Annotated in this window: 17 protein-coding genes; 15 read left to right on the top strand and 2 right to left on the bottom strand. The window is 67.6% G+C overall.

Annotated features, from left to right (window positions below; translation table 11 throughout):
- The 9 genes from HWW87_RS26860 to HWW87_RS26820 all read left to right on the top strand — a co-directional run.
- The coding region (locus HWW87_RS26860) for a YCF48-related protein (protein ID WP_244107347.1) at positions 1-603 on the top strand (603 nt) is incomplete at its 5' end.
- 43 nt (positions 604-646) lie between these two features.
- Complete coding sequence (locus HWW87_RS26855; RefSeq protein WP_175822840.1) at positions 647-2128, top strand: FAD-dependent oxidoreductase; 1482 nt, start codon at positions 647-649, stop codon at positions 2126-2128.
- Complete coding sequence (locus HWW87_RS26850) at positions 2129-2806, top strand: c-type cytochrome (RefSeq protein ID WP_175822839.1); 678 nt, start codon at positions 2129-2131, stop codon at positions 2804-2806.
- Between the two features lie 173 nt (positions 2807-2979).
- On the top strand, positions 2980-4110 hold the full coding sequence (locus HWW87_RS26845) for a DUF5938 domain-containing protein (protein WP_175822838.1): 1131 nt from the start codon (positions 2980-2982) through the stop codon (positions 4108-4110).
- Positions 4111-4152: 42 nt separating this feature from the next.
- Complete coding sequence (locus tag HWW87_RS26840; protein WP_175822837.1) at positions 4153-5706, top strand: AMP-binding protein; 1554 nt, start codon at positions 4153-4155, stop codon at positions 5704-5706.
- Positions 5707-5731: 25 nt separating this feature from the next.
- Positions 5732-6973 carry a thiolase family protein gene (locus HWW87_RS26835; RefSeq protein WP_175822836.1) on the top strand — a complete coding sequence of 414 codons (1242 nt, stop codon included), beginning with the start codon at positions 5732-5734 and terminating at the stop codon, positions 6971-6973.
- Between the two features lie 11 nt (positions 6974-6984).
- Entirely contained in the window at positions 6985-8469 is a 1485-nt protein-coding gene (locus tag HWW87_RS26830; protein WP_175822835.1) for an FAD-dependent oxidoreductase, read from the top strand.
- A 166-nt stretch (positions 8470-8635) separates the two neighbouring features.
- On the top strand, positions 8636-9313 hold the full coding sequence (locus HWW87_RS26825) for a TetR/AcrR family transcriptional regulator (RefSeq protein WP_244107346.1): 678 nt from the start codon (positions 8636-8638) through the stop codon (positions 9311-9313).
- Positions 9314-9486: 173 nt separating this feature from the next.
- Positions 9487-10776: an acyl-CoA dehydrogenase family protein gene (locus HWW87_RS26820; protein ID WP_175822834.1), complete on the top strand. Its 1290-nt coding sequence runs from the start codon at positions 9487-9489 to the stop codon at positions 10774-10776.
- A gap of 134 nt (positions 10777-10910) precedes the next feature.
- Here the strand turns inward: HWW87_RS26820 and HWW87_RS26815 are convergent, their stop codons facing one another.
- Positions 10911-11066, bottom strand: a complete 156-nt coding sequence (locus HWW87_RS26815) for a DUF3309 family protein (RefSeq protein ID WP_011881216.1) — start codon at positions 11064-11066, stop codon at positions 10911-10913.
- A 194-nt stretch (positions 11067-11260) separates the two neighbouring features.
- On the opposite strand from HWW87_RS26815, the gene HWW87_RS26810 reads away from it, so the two are divergent.
- From HWW87_RS26810 to HWW87_RS26785, 6 genes are all read left to right on the top strand, one after another.
- Positions 11261-11935: a histidine phosphatase family protein gene (locus HWW87_RS26810; protein WP_175822833.1), complete on the top strand. Its 675-nt coding sequence runs from the start codon at positions 11261-11263 to the stop codon at positions 11933-11935.
- Between the two features lie 19 nt (positions 11936-11954).
- Positions 11955-12986 carry a phosphotransferase gene (locus HWW87_RS26805; protein WP_175822832.1) on the top strand — a complete coding sequence of 344 codons (1032 nt, stop codon included), beginning with the start codon at positions 11955-11957 and terminating at the stop codon, positions 12984-12986.
- A gap of 68 nt (positions 12987-13054) precedes the next feature.
- Positions 13055-13819 carry an SDR family oxidoreductase gene (locus HWW87_RS26800; RefSeq protein ID WP_175822831.1) on the top strand — a complete coding sequence of 255 codons (765 nt, stop codon included), beginning with the start codon at positions 13055-13057 and terminating at the stop codon, positions 13817-13819.
- A gap of 7 nt (positions 13820-13826) precedes the next feature.
- Complete coding sequence (locus HWW87_RS26795) at positions 13827-14585, top strand: glucose 1-dehydrogenase (RefSeq protein WP_175822830.1); 759 nt, start codon at positions 13827-13829, stop codon at positions 14583-14585.
- 39 nt (positions 14586-14624) lie between these two features.
- Positions 14625-15869 (top strand): acyl-CoA dehydrogenase family protein, encoded by a 1245-nt coding sequence (locus HWW87_RS26790; protein ID WP_175822829.1) that lies wholly within the window; start codon positions 14625-14627, stop codon positions 15867-15869.
- Between the two features lie 79 nt (positions 15870-15948).
- Positions 15949-16854 (top strand): LysR family transcriptional regulator, encoded by a 906-nt coding sequence (locus HWW87_RS26785; RefSeq protein ID WP_175822828.1) that lies wholly within the window; start codon positions 15949-15951, stop codon positions 16852-16854.
- Between the two features lie 41 nt (positions 16855-16895).
- Here HWW87_RS26785 and HWW87_RS26780 read toward each other — a convergent pair whose 3' ends face one another.
- On the bottom strand, positions 16896-18017 hold the full coding sequence (locus tag HWW87_RS26780) for a J domain-containing protein (RefSeq protein WP_175822827.1): 1122 nt from the start codon (positions 18015-18017) through the stop codon (positions 16896-16898).
- Between the last annotated feature and the right edge of the window lie 99 nt (positions 18018-18116).

Genomic DNA, 18116 nt, shown 5'->3' with positions numbered 1-18116 from the left:
ACGTCGGTCGACCAGCCGCTGTTCTCGGTGCTGTTCACGAATGCGCGGGACGGCATTGCCGTCGGCCTGTGGTCGCTGATGCTGCAGACGCACGACGGCGGCAAGACATGGGCGCGCACGACGCTGCCGAAGCCGCCGGGCGGCGGCAAGGCCGACCGCAATCTCTATCACGTGTTTGCCGACTCCGCCCATGCGCTCTACGTCGTGTCCGAACAGGGGATGGTGCTCAAGTCGGCCGACGCCGGTGCGAACTGGACCTATCTGCCGACCGGCGGCAAAGGCACGTTGTGGTCGGGCGTCGCGATGCCGGACGGCCGGATCGTGGTCGGCGGGCTGCTCGGCAGCCTGTTCGAGAGCCGCGACGGCGGCACGACGTGGACCGCGCAGCCCACCGGCACGCGCAGCTCGATCACCGATCTCGTCGCGACCGGCGGCGGGCTGACCGGGGTCGGGCTGGACGGCCTCGTGCTCACGCAGCGCGTGGCCGGCGGCCCGTTCGACGTCGTGCAGCGCGCGGATCGCGCGACGCTCACCGCCGCACTGATCGACGCGCACGGCAAGCCGGTGCTGTTTTCGCAGGACGGTGTGCTGGCCGCACCGTGAGTTGAATTCATCGAGAAATACGAGGAAGCATGGAGCACCTGAAATGAAGCGCAAGCACAAGCCGGACATGCCGGCCCGGCGTCAGATATTGCGCGTCGCGGTGGCGGGCGCCGCATCGCTCGCGGCCGGAGAAGTCTCGTTCGCGGAAGGCGCCGCGCCGGCATCCGCCGATCGCGGCGTGTTCGATGTCGTCATCATCGGCGCCGGGCTCGCGGGGCTGACCGCCGCGCGCGACCTGAAGCGCGCCGGATGCGAATCGTTCGTCGTGGTCGAGGCGCGCGATCGCGTCGGCGGGCGGACCTACAACCACGACCTCGGCCACGGCGTGGTGTCCGAAGCCGGCGGCCAGTGGATCGGCCCGGGGCAGACGGCCATTGCCGATCTCGCACGCGAACTCGGGGTCGACACGTTCCCGACGTATTACGCGGGCAAGACCGTCGTGCTGGCCGGCGACGCGCGCGTCGCCCAGGATTTCCACGGCGGCTCGGGCGGCGACGATGCGCTCGGCGCGAAGCTCGGCGCACTCGCACGCGGCGTGCCGTCGCGCGAGCCGTGGACCGCGCAGCACGCGGCGGAACTCGACAAGCTGACCTACGGCGACTGGCTGCTCAAGCAGGGCGTGACCTACGAGGACGGCTACTTTCTCGGCCTCGCGGCGAAGCTGTCGCTCGGCGGCGCACCGGCGCAGCTCGGGCTGCTGCACTACCTGTCGATGATCAACAGCGCCGATTGCGACTACGCGAAGCTCGAATCGACCAAGGGCGGCGCACAGGAAACGCGCTTCGTCGGCGGCTCGCAGGTGCTGAGCATCCGGATGGCGAGCGAACTCGGCGCGTCGAAGGTGCAACTGTCCTGCCCGGTGCGCAAGATCTCGGGCTGGGATCGCGATGTGGTCGACGTGCAGACCGATCGCGGCGTGCTGCGCGCGCGGCGCGTGATCGTCGCGCTCAATCCGGCGCTGTGCCAGCAGATCGCGTTCGATCCGCCGCTGCCGGACGGCCGTGCGCAGTTGCAGCGGAACTGGCCGGCGAACGCGCCGATGCGCAAGACGGTGCACGTGTACGAGCGGCCGTTCTGGCGCGACGACGGCTACAACGGACAGATCTTCGAGGTCGGCGGCCCGGTGTTCATGGCGTACGACAACTCGCCGCCGGACGGCTCGGTCGGCGTGCTCGCCGCGTTCGTTGCGCCGGGCGCGCTGCCGGCCGAACCGAAGGCGGCCGAACGGACGCTGTCGGCCATCTTCGCGCGCGCGCTCGGCGACAAGGCGCTGCATCCGACGCAGTTCCACGACTACGACTGGGGCCGCGTCGATCCGTGGACGTTGCAGTGCATCCACCCGCTGCCGCCCGGCTTCTGGACGAAATGGGGCAAGTTCCTGCGCCCGGAGGCCGGCCGGCTGATCTGGTCGGGCACCGAGACGGCCGACCTGTGGGCCGGCGCGATGGACGGCGCGGTGCGCGCCGGGCACCGCGCGGCGTTGCAGGCGCTCGGCAAGCTGGCCGGCCGCGGCAGGGAGGCCTGAGTGAAACGAACCTGGATGATCGGCGCCGCGCTGGCGCTGGTGTTGGCGGGCGGGGTGGCGGCAGGCGTGGCGTACGGGCCGGATCTTGTCGACGGCATGCATTACCAGAAGGCGATGGCCGCGATCGGCGAAGCCGACAAGGCCAACGGCGGCGCGTGGCCGCAGCCGCAGGAGACGTGCTTCTTCTGCCACGGCGTGCACGGGCAGTCGCAGAACGCGTGGTATCCGTCGTTGTCCGGCCAGCCGGCCCCATATATCGCCGCGCAACTGCGCGCGTTCGCTGCGGACCAGCGCCGCAACGCGTACATGGGGCCGCTTTCGCGCGAACTCGACGACGCGAAGATCGACGCGCTGGCGACCTACTTCGCGCGACAGGCGCCGGCGCGCAACGAGGCCGTACCGGCCGACGCGGCGCTCGACAAGCGGGGAATGGCGCTCGTGGAGGCACGAAGCTGCCGCGCGTGTCACGGCGCGGCGCTGACGGGCAAGGATCCGGCGCCGCGCCTCGCGGGCCAGGGGCAGCTTTACCTGGAAGCGCAACTGGCGGCGTTCCGCTCGGGCGAGCGGCACGATCCGACCGGTGCGATGAACGCGTTGGCCGCGACGTTGTCGGGCGACGACACGCGCGCCGTTGCGCACTATCTGGCCGGCCTGTCGCCGGACGGCGCGGCGAAATGATGCGCGCAATGCGTCAGGCCCGGGAATACCCTGCCTTTTTCTTTACCCTTTACTTTGTCATAGTGACCTAAGATTGGTAATGTGTTCTACAAAAGAACGCGCCGGATACGAAGCAGCAGTACCCGACTGTGAACCGAACCGGTTCTCGACAATTCACGTTTCAGGAGACAACCATGGCTAAGCACCCCGTCGTCGTTTATGGCGCAAGCGGTTACACCGGCATGTTGATCATGGACTGGCTGATCGACCAGAACATCCCGTTCACGGCGGTCGCGCGCAACGCGGGCCGCGCGAAGGAAATGATGGCGCAGCGCGTCGTGCGCCTCGAATCGGCGCAATACGAAATCATCGAGGCGGAGCACGACGTCGATGCGCTCGTGAAGGCATTCAGCGGTGCGAAGGTGGTGTGCAACACGGTCGGGCCGTTCTCCAGCTTCGGGCTCGTCGGCGTCGAGGCCGCGCTGAAGGCCGGCTGTCACCACCTCGATACGACCGGCGAACAGTCGTATATCCGCGCGGTGCGCGACCAGTTCGGCGAGCAGTACCGCCAGGCCGGCCTGCTGGTGTCGTCGTCGAACGCGTACATGTACACGTTCGCCGAGATCGCCGCCGAGCTCGCGCTCGAAACGCCGGGCATCGATGCGCTGGAGACGGCCACGCTGACGCGCGGCCCGCGCGGCGCGGCCGGCGTGAGCATCGGCTCGACCGCGACGATCTTCGACGGCGCGCGCCACGAGTCCTGCTACCTGTGGGAGAAGGCGCTCGTGCCGCACGCCGCGGACGCATCGTTCACCGTCGCGACGCCCGAGCTGATGCAGCCGGTGTTCTGCCTGCCGTGGGGCGGCACGTCGCTGCCGGTCTATTTCGAGCACGATTCGCGCGTGCGCAGCTGCATCTCGTGCGTGGGCTTCTACGACAACAACGTGATGAAGCTGGTGCACCAGTTCGGGCAGAAGTGGGAAGCCGAATACAAGCACCTGCCGCGCGAGCAGCAGGATGAAGTGCTGAAGCAGGTCGTCGCATCGACCACGCCGACGATGCCGCCGCGCGAACGCACGACGATCCAGCGCAGCGTCGACTTCGCGATCGGCCGCGGCCAGCTCGCGGCAGTGCGTGCGACCGTGCACGGCGTCACGCCGTACATCTCGACGGGCGCGATTCACGCGGCCGGCGTGCTCAAGCTGCTCGACGGCGATATCGCGCGCACGGGCTTCGCGTCGGGCTCGAAGGCATTCGGCCATCGCTACCTGCTCGGCTTCCTCGAACAGCGCGGGCTCGCGCGCGCCACGGTCACGCAACTGTGACGGCCGCCGCCGCACCGGACCAGACCCAACGGAACTTGTGACATGGCCATTATCGATTTCTACGACCGCGGGTGGCGCCTCAATCCCGACGGCATCGCCTACATCCAGGACGATCGCAACTACACGTTCCAGGAGATCGGCGAGCTGTCGTGCCGCATCGCCAACGGCCTGCTCGCCGCCGGCTTCGCGAAGGAGGCGAAGGCGGCGGTGTGGGCCGACAACGACGTGATCGGCTGGAGCTGCGCGCTCGGCATGTGGCGCGCCGGGCTCGCGTACATCCCGGTGAACGGCCGCAACGCGGTGGCCGAGAACCAGTACGTGCTCGATGCGTTCGACTGCGAAGTGCTGTTTTTCCATCAGGCGTTCGCGGCCGCGATCGACGCGCTGCGGCCAAGCCTGCCGAAGATCCGGCTGTGGGTGTGCCTCGACGCCGACCTGCCGTGGGCGCCGTCGCTGGCTTCATGGAGCGAGCGCCAGCCGGCGACGCCGCCGGTCGTCAATTACGCGATGGACGACGTCGTCGCGCTGTCGGCCACGGGCGGCACGACGGGCGCGCCGAAGGGCGTGATGAACACGCATCGTTCGCTGCAGACGTACTTCGCGCAATTCATGATCGCGATGACGTACGACGATGCGCGCCCGGTGAATCTGGCTGCTGCGCCGATGACGCACACGGCCGGCATGCTGTCGCTGCCGTGCACCGCGCGCGGCGGCACGGTGGTCGTGCTGCCGAAGCCCGACCCCGCGTTGCTGCTCGGCGCGATCGTCAAGCACCGCGTGACCGAGTTCTTCCTGCCGCCGACCGTGATCTACCGGTTGCTCGACATCCCCGGCATCGAGCAGGTCGATTTTTCGTCGCTGCGCTACTTCCTGTACGGCGCCGCGCCGATGTCGGTCGAGAAGCTCAAGCGCGCGATCGACGTGTTCGGCCCGGTGATGACGGGCGGCTACGGGCAGACCGAGGCGCCCGCGTCGATCTCGTACCTGACGCCGGCCGAGCATTTCGTCGACGGCAAGGTCGCATCCGACACGCGGCTCGCGTCGGTCGGCCGCCCGAACCCGCTGGTGCGCGTCGAGATCGTCGGCGAGCGCGGCGAGCTGCTGAAGCAGGGCGAGACCGGCGAGATCTGCGTACGTGGCGATCTCGTGATGAAGGGCTACTACCGCGCGCCGGACAAGACGGCCGAGACGATCGTCGACGGCTGGCTGCACACCGGCGACATCGGCCATCTCGATCGCGACGGCTATCTGCACATCACCGACCGCAAGAAGGACATGATCATCAGCGGCGGCTTCAACGTCTATCCGAGCGAAGTCGAGCAGGTGATCTGGGCGCATCCGGCCGTGCAGGACTGCGCGGTGATCGGCGTGCCCGACGACAAATGGGGCGAGGCCGTGAAGGCGGTCGTCGAGCTGAATGCCGGGCAGCAGGTGAGCGCGGAAGAGCTCGTCGCGCTGTGCAAGGAGAAGCTCGGCTCGGTGAAGGCGCCCAAGAGCGTGGACTTCGTCGCCGCGCTGCCACGCAGCACGGCCGGCAAGGTGCTGAAGAAGGACCTGCGCGAGCAGTACTGGCAAGGCCAGCAACGCAGGATCTGAACCTGCTTCATATGGATTCCATACGATGAGCAACATCTACATCGCCGGCATCGCGATGACCGTGTTCGGCCGGCATCTCGACCGCAGCCTCGACGATCTGGCGAGAGAGGCGCTGCAGCGCGCATTGCGGGACGCCGGCTGCCACGCCGATGCGATCCGCGCCGCGTTCTACGCGGGCATCACCAACGGCCCGTTGCAAGGGCAGTTGTCGATCCCCGGCCAGGTCGTGTTCAGCAAGATCGGCCTCGAAGGCATTCCGGTGTTCAACGTCGAGAATGCGTGCGCGTCCGGCAGTACGGCCGTGCACCTCGCCGTGCGGCAGTTGCAGTCGGGCGCATGCGACGTCGCGCTCGCGCTTGGCGCGGAAAAGATGAACGTTGCGGACAAGGCGAAATCGTTCGCGCTGTTCGAGGCGGGCTGGGACGTGTCGCGCGTCGACGAGAATTTCGCGACGCTCGCGCGGCTCGGCGAGGGGATCGAGCCGCCGCCCGGCTCGGAATCCGAGCGCCCATACAGCCGCTTCATGAAGATCTACGCGGCGATGTGCCGGCACCACATGCACACGTATGGCACGACGCAGCGGCAGATCGCCGCCGTGTCGGCGAAGAACCACGGGCATTCGGTGCACAACCCGTATTCGCAGTTCCGCCAGCCGTTCACGATCGACGAGGTGCTGGCGGCCGCACCGATCACGTACCCGATCACGCTGCCGATGTGCGCGCCGCTGTCGGATGGCGCGGCGGCCGCGATCCTCTGCACGGAGGAAGGGCTGGAGCGCATCGGCGCCGATCGCAGCCGCTGCATCCGGATCGCCGCGAGCGTGATCCGCAGCTTCACGCGGCGGCGCATCGACGAGCCGCACAAGCACATCGGCCGGCTCGCCGCGTTGCAGGCGTACGAGCAGGCCGGCGTGGGGCCGGAGGACATGGACGTGGCCGAAGTGCACGACGCGTCGGCGATGGGCGAAATCATCCAGGCCGAGAACCTGGGCTTCGTGCCGCTCGGCGAAGCCGGTCCGGCCGCCGAGCGCGGCGAGTTCACGCTCGGCGGGCGCATCCCGATCAACACGTCGGGCGGCCTCGAATCGAAGGGCCATCCGCTCGGCGCGACCGGCATCGGGCAGTTGTACGAGCTGGTCACGCAGTTGCGCGGCGAAGCGGGCGCACGGCAGGTGGACGGCGCGCGTCATGCGATCCAGGAGAACGGCGGCGGCTTGCAGGGCGTCGAAGAGGCTGCGCTGGCGATTCACATTCTCAGCAGGGACTGACGGAGGCCGATATGGGCAACGCACACGGCGCAATGGCGCTCGGGCAAGTAGCGCAGGCAGGGCAGACGACGCGACAGGCGTCGGGCGGGGTCGGCGCGGCGGCGTCGATGCAGGCGGTGGGCGCCGAAGCGGCCGGGCCGCTCGCGCGCTGGGGCGAGGAACTCCGTGCCGACGCCGCGCTGCAGAAGTATCGTCCCGTCGGCGGCTGGGTCGAGCCGCCCGAGTGTGCGCAACCCGAGCTCGAAGGCGACGTGCGGGCGGACGCGATCGTCGTCGGCGCGGGCTTCGCCGGCCTGTCCACCGCGCTGGAACTGGCCGCGCGCGGCGCGAGCGTCGTCGTGCTCGAACGCGACTTCGCGGGCTTCGGCGCGAGCGGGCGCAACGCCGGCTATCTCGCGGGCGGCCAGGGCCTCGAATACGAGCTGTTCCTCAAGCGGGTCGGCCACGAACAGGCAAAGCGGATCGTCGGCTTCTACGACGAAGGCGTCGCGTACGTCGAACGCAAGCTCGCCGAGTACGCGATCGATTGCGACTACCGTGCGTCGGGCATCATTCGCGCGGGCGTGCATCCGTCGCAGGAAAAGCGCCTGCGCGAGAGCATGGCTACCGGCATCGAACTCGGCTCGCCCGCGCAGTTTCTCGATGGCGCGGCGATGCGCGAACGCGGCATTTCGCCGGCCTTTCTGTTCGGCGCGTACGTGCCCGGCGGCGGCACGCTCGATCCGGGCAAGTACGTGACGGGCTTGCGGCGCGCGGCGCTCGCGGCCGGCGTGAAACTTTACGAGCACACCGCGCTGCTCGATTTCGACGCGGGCGAGACGGTGCGCGTGCGCACCGCACGCGGCAGCGCGAGCGCGCCGGTGCTGGTGCTCGCGACCAATGCGTACACGCCGCAACTCGGCCTGCTCGGCGACAAGGTGATGCCGCTGCGTGTGTCGGCCCTCGAAACCGAGCCGCTGTCCGACGCGCAGCTCGCGGCGCTGGGCTGGCCGAACCGCGAGGGCATCGTGACATCGCACCTGACGATGGAAAGCCATCGCCTGACCGCGCGCAACACGCTGCTGGTGACGACCAAGCGGCTGCATTACGTATACGGCTCGCAGACGCCGAACGTGCCCGACGACGATGCGTATCGTGCGCTCCTGAAGACGCTGCACGCGCGCTTTCCGCAACTCGGCAACGTGCCGGTGCGCGCATGCTGGAGCGGCTACATCTCGTTCGCGGGCGACGCGTTGCCGGTGGTCGGCGCGGCCGGTGCGCACGGCAACGTGTTCTACACGGCCGGGTGTTCGGGGCATGGCGTCGGCACGCAATCGCTGATCGGGCGCGTGCTGGCCGAGCGGATTCACGATGGACGATCGCCGCTGCTCGACGCGCTGACGCACAAGACGCCGTCGGTGCCGCCGGAGCCGCTGCGATGGTGTACGGTCAACGGGATGCTCGGCGTCGCGAACCTGCTCGACGAACGCGTGAACCGCAAGGTGCGGCACATGTAGCCGCGGGCGATCGTCGCGACGCGGGAACGTGCATTCGGCCGAACCGCCCGGCAGAAGGGGCGGCTCGATGGAAAATGAGGCGCGCATCGGGTATAGTCGTTGGCGCTCCGTAAGGTGCGGAGCGCCCATTCGACGAAGCCGAAACGCCATCTTCACGACGAACACGATGACAGTGTCCAACGAGCAACGCAGCAGCCGGAAGCGGCGCACTTCGACTCCCGCCGCAACGGCGAGCAACACCGACGGTTTGCGGGCGCAGGGCCTGCGCACGCGCAACACGATCATTCGCGTCGCACGCAAGCTGCTGCTCGACGGCGGTCCGCTGGAATTCTCGCAGCGCGCGGTCGCCGCCGCCGCGGGGATCAGCGTCAGCAATCTGCAGTACTACTTTCCGACCCGCATCGCCGTGTTGCGGGCCGTCATCGAGCCCGTCGTCATCGTCACCTATCTCGATGACCTGAAGCGCGCGCTCAGCAGCGATGCGTCGCCGCGCGACGTGTTCGAAGAGATCATGCAGCGCTCGATCTCCGATGCGAAGAATGCCAAGTACAACGCATTGTTCCGGCATTTTCTGTCGTTCGCGGCCGCCGATTCCGAATGCTTCAAGCTTTACGACGAGTGGTACACGGCACTGACGCACGACCTCGCGCAACTGCTGCGCGCGGTCAATCCGGCGTTCAGCGCGGCCGACAGCCGGCATGCGGCGACGATGCTGATCGCGCTGGCCGACGGCCTCGCGATGCAGTACGGCACCGGGCGGCAGACGCAGGCGCTCGACGCGTATTTCATCGCGACGTCGCGCGCGATCGCCTACGGCACGCTGATGGCGCCCGCGGGTAAATAGCGGCGCGATCCGCCGCGGCGGCCACGCGAACGGAGACAGGGGAATACCCTGTCTTTTTTTTGCCCCCTGTGTTTGTCATGATGACCTATGTTTGGTATGTGTTACTAGATGTGGGATGGCCGGGCGCGTCCGCTGCCGGGCCGACATGATTCGAGTCCAGGAGGAGAACGGAGATGATTCGTCTGAACAAGTCCGCGGCGCTGCCCGTGGTCGGCATGACCGGCTTCGAGACGCCGCTGAGCGAAGAGGAAAACGCAATCCAGCACACGGTTCATCGCTTTGCACGCGACGTGCTGCGGCCGATCGGCCGCGAGCTCGACCGGATGACGCCGGAGGACGTGATCGCCCCCGGCTCGCCGTACTGGGCCGCGATCGTCGAGAGCGCGAAGCTCGGGCTCGATCCGCAACTGATCGCGCAGTTTCCGCCGGACACGGCCGTGCGCATCGAGTCGCTGATCGGCGAGGAGCTCGGCTGGGGCGATTCGGGCCTCGCCGTGTCGATCGGCGCGGCCACGATGCCGCTGATGATGGCGCATTCGGTCGGCAACCCGGAACTGGTCGAGATGTGCGCAGGCAAGGTCGGCTGCTGGATGAACACGCAGCCCGATCGCGGGTCGGACGCGGCGATCCTGTATCGGCCGGAACTCGCCGCGAACGGCAAGCAGCCGGTCGGCAACGTGACCGCGAAGGTCGGCGCGGACGAGATCGTGATCAACGGGCAAAGCTCCGCATGGATCTCGAACGGCTCGGTCGCGCAGGTCGCGCTCGCGTACATGGCGGCCGACTACGGCGACGGCTTCTACGGCGAAGGCGAGCGCAGCGCGTTCACGAACGGCATCGCGATGATCCTGCCGCTCGATCTGCCCGGCGTGTCGCGCGGCAAGCCGCTCGACAAGATCGGCCAGCGTTCGCTGCCGCAGGGCGAGATCTATTTCGACAACGTGAAGGTGCCGAAGCGCTTCGCGGTCGCGCTGAAGGACGACTATCTCGGCAACCTCGCGTCGACGTGGTCGTATGCGGGCACGCACATGTGCCAGGTGTTCGTCGGCGTGGCGCGGGCCGCGTTCGAACTGGCGCTCGCGTATTGCCACGAGCGCAAGCAGGGCGGCGCGCTGCTGATGGATCATCAGATGACGCACCTGCGCATCGGCGAAATGCTGCGCCGGCTCGAGATGGCGCGCGCGATCGCACGCCGCAGCCTCGCGTTCTCGCGGATGTCGCCGCAGAGCCATCCGTATGCGACCGCGCAGGCGAAGGTGAGCGTGACCGAGGAAGCGATGAAGATCACGCACGAGGCGTTCCAGCTGTTCGGCGGCAACGGCACCACGCGCGAATTCCCGATCGAGAAGCTGTTCCGCGACGTGCGTTCGGCGCTGATCGAGGACGGCGAGAATTACGTGCTCGCGTCGCGCCTCGGCGTGCTGGCCGGCGAGCTTTATCGGAATGGGTGGACGCGGGAGTAAGCGAACGCGGCCGCGCCGCGAGACTCGAGACGCGCGTCGTTGCCGGGTGAGCCGCCGTTGCTTCCTTTTGTAAAGAAGCTACGGCGGCGCGATCGAACGGCGCGTGCCCCTTCACCGGGCACGTGCCGTTACGTTCAAATGCGACCCAGCAGCACCAGTATCACGACAATGACGACGATCAGCCCGACCGAGCCCGATGGCCAGTAGCCCCAGCTTCGGCTGTGCGGCCACGCCGGAAATGCCCCGATGAGCAGCAGAATCAGAACGATGATAAGGATCGTACCGAGCATCGCATCCCTCCTGGATTTATTCGACACGGTCTGCGCTGACGCAATTCGCGTGCCGCGACGCGGGTGCCGGTGAAAGCGCATTGTTTGAATTCGTGTAATTCATGCGATGAATACTGACTGATTCAGAAAATAAATTTCAAAAATGCAGGCCCGGTCGCTATGCTGGACCTTCGATTTCCCTCAGGTGGGCGGCAATGGCTGAACTCTTTCTGGTACGGCACGGGCAGGCGTCGTTCGGCACGGACGACTACGACCGGCTTTCCGCGGCCGGCGACCAGCAGGGCGTCTGGCTCGGCGAATACTTCGCGCGGCAGGGCCTGACGTTCGACCGAGTGATCTGCGGCACGATGAACCGCCATGCGCAGACGGTCGCCGCGATCCTGCGCGGGATGGGGCGCGAAGGCGTCGCGGTCGACCGCCATCCGGGCCTGAACGAATACGATTTCCATGGGCTGTTCGCGGCAGCCGCCAGCGACTATCCGGAGATCGCGCGGCGCGCGGCCGGCTCGATGAAGGAACATTTCCGCGCGCTCCGGCAGGTGCTGCAGCTGTGGACCGAGGACAAGCTCGGCGATGCGGCCCCCGAAACCTGGGCGCATTTCCAGCAGCGCGTGGCCGACGCCCGCGCTGCGATCCGCCACGGCGGCGGCCAGCGCGTGCTGGCGGTGAGCTCCGGCGGCCCGATCGCGGTCACCGTGCAGCAGGTGCTCGCGGCGCCGCCGTCGAGCGCGATCGCGCTGAACCTGCAGATCCGCAACAGCAGTCTTTCGCAGTTTTTCTTCAACGCCGACGCGTTCCACCTCGCGTCGTTCAACGGCATCCCGCATCTGGAGGATCCCGAACGACACGCGCTGCGAACCTACGGCTGACCCACGAACGATCGCGACGATGACGAACCCTTCCCAGCCACTCGACGTAGCCCGCCTCACGCGCTATCTGGAAACGCACGTGCCGGGCTTCGAAGGCCCGGTCGATATGGAGAAGTTTGCCGGCGGCCAGTCGAATCCGACTTTCCTGCTGAATGCGAAGAGCGGCCGCTACGTGCTGCGCCGCCAGCCGCCGGGCGAACTGCTGAAATCCGCGCACGCGGTCGACCGCGAATTCCGCGTGCTGAGCGCGCTGTCGGGCACCGCGGTGCCGGTCGCGCATCCGTATCACCTCTGCGAAGACCGCGACGTGATCGGCAGCCTGTTCTACGTGATGAGTTTCGAGGATGGCCGGATCTTCTGGGATCCCGCGCTGCCGGAGCTGCCGAAGGCCGAGCGCGCGACGTGCTACGACGCGCTGCTGCAGACGATGGCCGCGCTGCACGACGTCGATGTCGACGCGGTGGGCCTCGCCGACTACGGCCGCCCGGGCAACTACTTCGAGCGCCAGATCGGCGTGTGGACGAAGCAGTATCGTGCGGCCGAAACCGGGCGCCTCGATGCGATGGAGACGCTGATCGACTGGCTGCCGAAAGCGTGCCCCGAGGACACGGGCCGGCCGGCGCTGGTGCACGGCGATTTCCGGATCGACAACCTGATGTTCGCGCGCGACGGTTTTCGCGTGCAGGCCGTGCTCGACTGGGAACTGTCGACGCTCGGCAACCCGCTCGCCGATCTCGCGTATTTCTGCATGTGCCTGCGGCTGCCGTCCGGCGGGCAGGTGCGCGGGCTCGCGGGCCAGGATCGTGCCGAACTCGGTATTCCCGACGAAGCGGCGATCGTCGCGCGCTACTGCGAACTGCGCGGGATCGAGCCGATCCGCGACTGGCATTTCTACCTCGCATTCAGTTTCTTCCGGCTCGCGGCGATCGCGCAGGGCGTGAAGGCGCGCGCGCTGCAGGGCAACGCATCGAGCGAGCAGGCGCTGCGCGTCGGCGAAATGGCCGGCCGGCTCGCCGAGCTGGCCGTCGGTGTGATCGACGCGCATCGCTGACATCGCCACGATCGCCGCGACCACCCCGCGGCGACACGACAACACAATCAATGGAGGAGCACAGCAACATGGCAACGAATCTGTTCGACCTGACGGGCAAGATCGCACTGGTGACAGGCGCGAGCCGCGGCATCGGCGAGGAAATCGCGAAGCTGCTCGCTGAGCAGGGCGCGCACGTGATCGTGTCGAGCCGCAAGCTCGACGACTGCCAGGCCGTGGCCGACGCGATCGTCGCGGCGGGCGGCCGCGCCGAGGCGCTGGCGTGCCACGTCGGGCGCCTGGAGGACATCGCCGCGACGTTCGAGCACATCCGCGGCAAGCACGGCCGCCTCGATATCCTCGTGAACAATGCGGCCGCGAACCCGTATTTCGGGCACATCCTCGATACCGATCTCGCCGCGTACGACAAGACCGTCGACGTGAACATCCGCGGCTACTTCTTCATGTCGGTCGAGGCCGGCAAGCTGATGAAGACGCACGGCGGCGGCGCGATCGTCAACACGGCGTCGGTGAACGCGCTGCAACCGGGCGACCGGCAAGGCATCTACTCGATCACGAAGGCGGCTGTCGTCAACATGACGAAGGCGTTCGCGAAGGAATGCGGGCCGCTCGGCATCCGCGTGAATGCGCTGCTGCCGGGGCTCACGAAGACGAAGTTCGCGGGCGCGCTGTTCGCCGACAAGGACATCTACGAGACGTGGAAGGCGAAGATCCCGCTGCAGCGCCATGCGGAGCCCCGCGAAATGGCCGGCACCGTGCTGTATCTCGTGTCGGACGCGGCGAGCTACACGAACGGCGAATGCATCGTCGTCGACGGCGGCCTGACGATCTGAGCGCGCGATGAAACTCGACAGCTACGCCGGCCAGGCCGTGATGATCACCGGCGCCGCGAGCGGCTTCGGCGCGCTGCTCGCGAGCGAACTCGCCGCGATGGGCGCGCGGCTCGCGCTCGGCGACCTGAACGGCGACGCGCTCGAACGCGTGGCCGCGCCGCTGCGCGCGGCCGGCGCCGACGTGATCGCGCAGCGCTGCGACGTGCGCGTCGAAACGGACGTCGCTGCGCTGGTGCATGAAGCCGTCGCGCGCTTCGGGCGGCTCGACGTCGGCATCAACAATGCGGGCATCGCCCCGCCGATGAAGGCGCTGATCGACACCGACGAAGCCGATCTCGACCTGAACTTCGCGGTGAACGCGAAAGGCGTGTTCTTCGGGATGAAGCACCAGATCCGCCAGATGCTCGCGCAGCGCGAAGGCGTGATCCTGAACGTCGCGTCGATGGCCGGGCTCGGCGGCGCGCCGAAGCTGGCCGCATATGCGGCGTCGAAGCATGCGGTGGTCGGGCTTACGAAGACGGCCGCGCTCGAATACGCGCGCCACGGCATTCGCGTGAACGCGGTGTGCCCGTTCTACAGCACGACGCCGATGGTCACCGACAGCGAGATCGGCGAGCGCCAGGATTTCCTGGCGCAGGGCTCGCCGATGAAGCGGCTCGGCCGCCCCGACGAAATCGTCGCGACGATGCTGATGCTGTGCGCGAAGGACAACACTTATCTGACCGGGCAGGCCGTCGCCGTCGACGGCGGCGTCTCGGCCTTCTGAACCGAACGAACGGAAACACGGAATCTCGAGGAGTCGATCATGGACTTTGGCTACACCCCGAAAGTGGAAGCATTGCGCGAACGCGTGCGCGCCTTCATGGATGCGCACATCGTGCCGCGCATCCGCCAGTGGAACGACGAAGTGCACGCGGGCCAGTATCCGGTGTCGTTCATGGAGGAACTGAAGGAGCGCGCGAAAGCGGAAGGACTGTGGAACCTGTTCCTGCCGCACCTGAAGGACGACGAGCCCGGCACGGGCCTGACGAACCTCGAATACGCGCCGCTCGCCGAGATCATGGGGCGCGTGAACTGGGCGTCGGAAGTGTTCAACTGCAACGCGCCGGACACCGGCAACATGGAGCTGCTGCACCTGTTCGCGACGCCCGAGCAGCGCGAACAGTGGCTGCTGCCGCTGCTGCGCGGCGAGATCCGCTCGGCGTTCGCGATGACGGAGCCCGACGTCGCGTCGTCGGATGCGACCAACATCACGACGCGTATCGAGCGCGCGGGCGACGAGTACGTGATCAACGGCCGCAAGTGGTTCATCACGAACGCCGCGCATCCGAACTGCAAGATCTTCATCGTGATGGGCAAGACCGATCCCGATGCCGAATCGCACCAGCAGCAGAGCATGATCCTCGTGCCGCGCGACACGCCGGGCGTGACGATCGTGCGCAACATCACGGTGGTCAATCACTACGCGCCGGAAGGGCACTGCGAGATCACGTTCGACAACGTGCGCGTGCCGGCGCGCAACCTGCTCGGCGAGGAAGGCAGCGGCTTCGCGCTCGCGCAGGCACGCCTCGGGCCGGGTCGCATCCACCACTGCATGCGCTCGATCGGCGCGGCCGAGCTGGCGCTGGAGCTGATGGTCGACCGCGCGCAGTCGCGCGTCGCGTTCGGCAAGCCGCTGAACCGGCACGGCACGGTCGGCGAATGGATCGCGCGCTCGCGCATCGAGATCGACCAGGCGCGCCTGCTGGTGCTGAAGGCCGCGTGGATGATCGACAAGGTCGGCGCGAAGGCCGCGCGCAAGGAAATCTCGATGATCAAGGCGCTCGTGCCGACGGTCTATACGGACGTGTGCGACCGCGCGATGCAGGTGTTCGGCGCGGCCGGGTTGAGCCCCGATACGCCGCTGGCCGACCTGTGGACCTGGGGCCGCGCGCTGCGCTTCGCCGACGGCCCGGACGAGGTGCACCTGCAGGCGATCGCGCGGATGGAGATCAAGGACGGTGAGCCCGGTGCGACCGCGCCGTACCTGACGCCGCCGCCGCGCGGCTGAGCGGCGCGCCACGCGGGAGCGCGACGTGGGCGAACGAGAGACGCACGCCGTATTAAGATGCCGGCAAGGAGATCCGGCGATGCGCCTTTCGAAGATTGATCTGAACCTGTTCGTCGTATTCGAGGCGATCTACAACAAGCGCAACCTGACGCGCGCGGCCGAGGTGCTGAACCTCACGCAGCCGGCCGTCAGCAACGCGCTGGCGCGGCTGCGCAAGACGCTGAACGATCCGCTGTTCGTCAGTACGCCGGCCGGGATGATGCCGACGCCGATGGCCGAGAACATCGTCGGCCGTGTGCGCGAGGCGCTGCAACTGCTCGATTCGAGCGCGCACGAAGGCGACGTGTTCGATCCGGCTTCCTCGGCGCGCGTATTCCGGCTCAGCATGAGCGACCTGACCGAAGCGCTGCTGCTGCCGGCGCTCGGCGAACTGCTGCAGACGCATGCGCCCGGCATGCACGTGCGCAGCTACACGATGGATCGCCGCGAAGTCGCGACCGCGCTCGCGAACGGCTCGGTCGACATCGCGATCGACGCGCCGCTGATCGGCGATCCGCACCTGCACCAGGCGCTGCTCGTGCAGGACCGCTACGCGTGCATGATCCGCGACGATCACCCGTTCAAGGGCGACACGCTGACCATGGACGACTACCTGTCGATGGGCCACATCCACGTATCGAGCCGCCGCAAGGGCAGCGGGCACGTCGACGCGGAACTGACGCGGCTCGGGCTGCGCCGCAACATCCAGATGCGCGTGCAGCACTACATGGTCGCGCCGCTGATCGCGATGCGCGGCGATCTCGCGCTGACGGCGCCGCTGCGGCTGCTGCAACGCTATCCGGCGCGCATCCTCGAACTGCCGTTCGAGATGCCGGGGCTCGACTACTTCTGCTACTGGCATCGCAGCGCCGATCAGGATCAGGGCAGCCAGTGGCTGCGCGAGCAGTTGATGGCGCTGATGGGCGGGATGGGCGAGGTGCGGTAAAGGGCAGCGTGCGCGTCGCGCGTTCGCCCGTGCTTACCGGCTCAATACGAATCGTCGTCGAAGCGTGACGACACCGGCCGCCGCTTCAGGTCCTTCAGCCAGCTCCTGACCTGATCCGGATCCTCGAACTCGCGCAGCGCGACGGTCAGGTCCTGGTTGCTGCGCTGCATGCCGGCGATGTCGCGCGTGAGCATGCGCAGCACGGTATCGGGCGCGACCTTGGTGGACGACGCGATGCCGTACGTGCGCCTGAAGTCGTTCTCCACGTGCACGATCTCCTGATCGAGTTCGCGCAGCTGTTCCTCCAGGATGCCGTTGTAGCGCGTGAGCCGCGCTTCGCCGAGGCCGTCGATCGCACGCCGGTCGATCTGTTCGATTTCCAGTTGGAGTTCCAGCAGCTGCAGCAGGTTGCCCTTCTCGTAGGCGCGGTTGACCCGCTGCATCAGCACGGTTTTGCGTTGCTGCTCCTGCGGATCGGTTTCGCGATCGGGATGCAAGGCGCTGGCGAGCTTGCGATAGATCTCGCGGATCGACTTGCTCGATTCGGCCTGCTCGGCTTCGATCCGGGCCTGTGCGGCCGATTGCTTCGGTGCTTTCTTGCGCTTCGCGCGCTGCGCCTCGCGGGCCGCGTGGGCGGCCATGTCGCGCTCGAACTGTGCGTCGAGTTCGGCCTGCATCCGCGCGGCGAGTTCGTCGGGCGACAGAGAGTCGAGATTTTCTGGCTGCTCCGGCTCGGGTTCCTGTTCCGGCTTCGTCGGTTCAGGAGCAGCCGTTGCGACGCCGCCGTCGCGGGACGCGGCATGCCGGTTGTAAATAACCTTCAGCGCCGGGTCGTCGCTCACGTTCAGCAAATCGCCCGCCATATCGGCGATCAACTCGGACAGCGTGCGCTGCTCGGCCTTGCTCAGGCCCTTCTGCAGGAACGCATCGTCGAGCAGATGGATCAGCCGGATGCGCAGCGCCGTCGCTTCCTGTTCGAGCGGCAACAGCCCGTCGACGAACTTCTTCTGGAACGCCGGCATCACGGCGTCCCACGCGCCGAGCCGCTCGCGCCGCGTCTCGATCTGCTTGACGAGCGTATTGAACGTTTGCTGGGCTTTCGACAGGCTGGCTGTCTCGTGGCCGGGCGCGATGGCGACCGCGGCACCGCGACGTGCGGTCATGATGGATGTCCTCCGGCCGCGGCGGGACGCGCGGCAGGCCGGTATTTTAGCCGGATGTCCCGCGGGGAGCCCGGAGGACATTCGCCGCCCGCAGCGACA

Source organism: Burkholderia sp. BCC0419, from assembly GCF_902830285.1.
GTDB lineage: Bacteria > Pseudomonadota > Gammaproteobacteria > Burkholderiales > Burkholderiaceae > Burkholderia.
This window is presented reverse-complemented; position numbering and strand designations above follow the sequence as displayed.

Coding starts and splice junctions, on each gene's coding strand:
- HWW87_RS26855 (WP_175822840.1), top strand. CDS start 647: ATGAAGCGCAAGCACAAGCCGGACATGCCGGCCCGGCGTCAGATATTG.
- HWW87_RS26845 (WP_175822838.1), top strand. CDS start 2,980: ATGGCTAAGCACCCCGTCGTCGTTTATGGCGCAAGCGGTTACACCGGC.
- HWW87_RS26840 (WP_175822837.1), top strand. CDS start 4,153: ATGGCCATTATCGATTTCTACGACCGCGGGTGGCGCCTCAATCCCGAC.
- HWW87_RS26835 (WP_175822836.1), top strand. CDS start 5,732: ATGAGCAACATCTACATCGCCGGCATCGCGATGACCGTGTTCGGCCGG.
- HWW87_RS26830 (WP_175822835.1), top strand. CDS start 6,985: ATGGGCAACGCACACGGCGCAATGGCGCTCGGGCAAGTAGCGCAGGCA.
- HWW87_RS26825 (WP_244107346.1), top strand. CDS start 8,636: ATGACAGTGTCCAACGAGCAACGCAGCAGCCGGAAGCGGCGCACTTCG.
- HWW87_RS26820 (WP_175822834.1), top strand. CDS start 9,487: ATGATTCGTCTGAACAAGTCCGCGGCGCTGCCCGTGGTCGGCATGACC.
- HWW87_RS26815 (WP_011881216.1), bottom strand. CDS start 11,066: ATGCTCGGTACGATCCTTATCATCGTTCTGATTCTGCTGCTCATCGGG.
- HWW87_RS26810 (WP_175822833.1), top strand. CDS start 11,261: ATGGCTGAACTCTTTCTGGTACGGCACGGGCAGGCGTCGTTCGGCACG.
- HWW87_RS26805 (WP_175822832.1), top strand. CDS start 11,955: ATGACGAACCCTTCCCAGCCACTCGACGTAGCCCGCCTCACGCGCTAT.
- HWW87_RS26800 (WP_175822831.1), top strand. CDS start 13,055: ATGGCAACGAATCTGTTCGACCTGACGGGCAAGATCGCACTGGTGACA.
- HWW87_RS26795 (WP_175822830.1), top strand. CDS start 13,827: ATGAAACTCGACAGCTACGCCGGCCAGGCCGTGATGATCACCGGCGCC.
- HWW87_RS26790 (WP_175822829.1), top strand. CDS start 14,625: ATGGACTTTGGCTACACCCCGAAAGTGGAAGCATTGCGCGAACGCGTG.
- HWW87_RS26785 (WP_175822828.1), top strand. CDS start 15,949: ATGCGCCTTTCGAAGATTGATCTGAACCTGTTCGTCGTATTCGAGGCG.
- HWW87_RS26780 (WP_175822827.1), bottom strand. CDS start 18,017: ATGACCGCACGTCGCGGTGCCGCGGTCGCCATCGCGCCCGGCCACGAG.